This is a genomic window from Salipiger sp. HF18 (assembly GCF_011806505.1).
GTDB classification, from domain to species: Bacteria; Pseudomonadota; Alphaproteobacteria; order Rhodobacterales; family Rhodobacteraceae; genus Salipiger; species Salipiger thiooxidans.
This window is the reverse complement of the sequence record NZ_JAATOS010000770.1, coordinates 1-1283: the sequence shown is the minus strand read 5'-3', so window position 1 is coordinate 1283 and position 1283 is coordinate 1. Positions and strand designations below refer to the sequence as shown.

Sequence of the window (1283 nt, the reverse complement as noted above, 5' to 3'; positions counted from 1 at the left end):
GGCGGCGCGCGGGCGGCGCGCGCGGCGCGGCGGCAAGGTCGGCCACGAGGCGCAGCCCGAGCCTTTGCAGCGCGGTGACCGTGTCGGGGGGTAGGCGCAGGGCGGCGACGGGCAGCGGACCCAGGGCCGTGAGCGTGTCGCCGGGGGCGGCGATGCCCTCGCCGTGATGCGCCAGCGCCCAGGCCGCGCCGCGGGTGTCGGCGAGCCCGGCCCGCAGCGCCAGCCCGGACCGGGCGGCGCGGGTGCGCATGTCGTCGAGCATCGCCGCCTCGCCGCCGTGCAGGTGGGTGGCGCCGGTGACGTCGAGCACCAGCCCGTCCCCGCCGTCGCGTCCCACCCAGGGGCAGTAGCGCGTGGCCCAGCGGCGCAGGGTCTCGAGAAAGCGTGCCTCGGCGGGTGGATCGGCGGGGGGGGGGGAGGGGGCGGGGGAATAGACCCGCGCATCCGCCAGCGCCATGCCGCGGTGCAGGCCGAGCGTCTCGGCGGCGGCGTTCAGGCAGACCAGCCGGTCGGCGCTGGCCTGCTTCTGCACCAGCGCGAAGGGCAGCGCGAACGGCCCCTCAACCGCGCGCCTGCGCAGTGCCCGGTCGCTCGCCAACCGGGGAAACCACATGCAGACGATGCGCCGTCTCATCCCATCGAACATCCCAGGCATCAAGTGTTCCCGTTTTGTTCTTTATAAGCTCCCAACGCAGCGCTGTCGAGTCCGGGCCGTCGGGGGCGAGCCGGGGGCTTGCGTGCCAGCGGGTCTCGGCGGCGTTGCTTCCCATGCCCTCGGGGATCAGGCAGAGCCCGGTGCTGCCGCCGGTGCCGGCGGCGAGCTGCAGCCTGCGGCCCTGGCGCAGGTCGAGCGGGCGTGTGATCTCGGTCACCACCAGCGGCACCGAGCCGTCGCGCAGCGCTTCCTCGGTGACCGCCAGCGCATCGGTCTGCGACGGCGCCTGCGCGATCAGCAGCCGCGCCGGGTCGAAGAAGACCGCGAGCCCCACCGGGTTCAGGACCTCGGTCACCCAGTTCTGCCGCACCCAGAGCACCGGCCCCGCGCCGCTTGCGGCGAGGATGGCGGCGAAGCTGGTGGCGCCGGGACCGCAGACCTCGTGGACGCGGCCGGGGCGCAGGGGGAAGCTGTGGAGATTCGGCTGCATGGCAGACAGGATACATGTCCGGGGCGGGGGGAGGGAAGCGTGCGCGGCGCGCGGACTGACAGGAGGCGTTTTGGCGCGCCGGCGGAGGATTGCCGGAAAGGGGGGCGGGGGCGGACGGTCGGAAGGCGTGCCGTCGTT

The 1283-nt window shown here is 74.9% G+C and carries 2 protein-coding genes; both read right to left on the bottom strand.

The annotated features are described in order from the left end of the window. On the bottom strand, positions 1-646 hold a 646-nt coding region (locus tag HC022_RS26770; protein WP_254885286.1), incomplete at its 3' end, for a DNA polymerase Y family protein. Next, positions 561-1145, bottom strand: coding sequence for an ImuA family protein (locus HC022_RS26765; RefSeq protein ID WP_167454402.1), 585 nt, complete (start codon positions 1143-1145; stop codon positions 561-563). The genes HC022_RS26765 and HC022_RS26770, both read right to left, overlap by 86 nt. Positions 1146-1283 lie beyond the last annotated feature (138 nt).

Bases quoted from the DNA above. Each gene is read 5' to 3' on its own strand.
- HC022_RS26765 (WP_167454402.1), bottom strand. From the start codon at position 1,145: ATGCAGCCGAATCTCCACAGCTTCCCCCTGCGCCCCGGCCGCGTCCAC.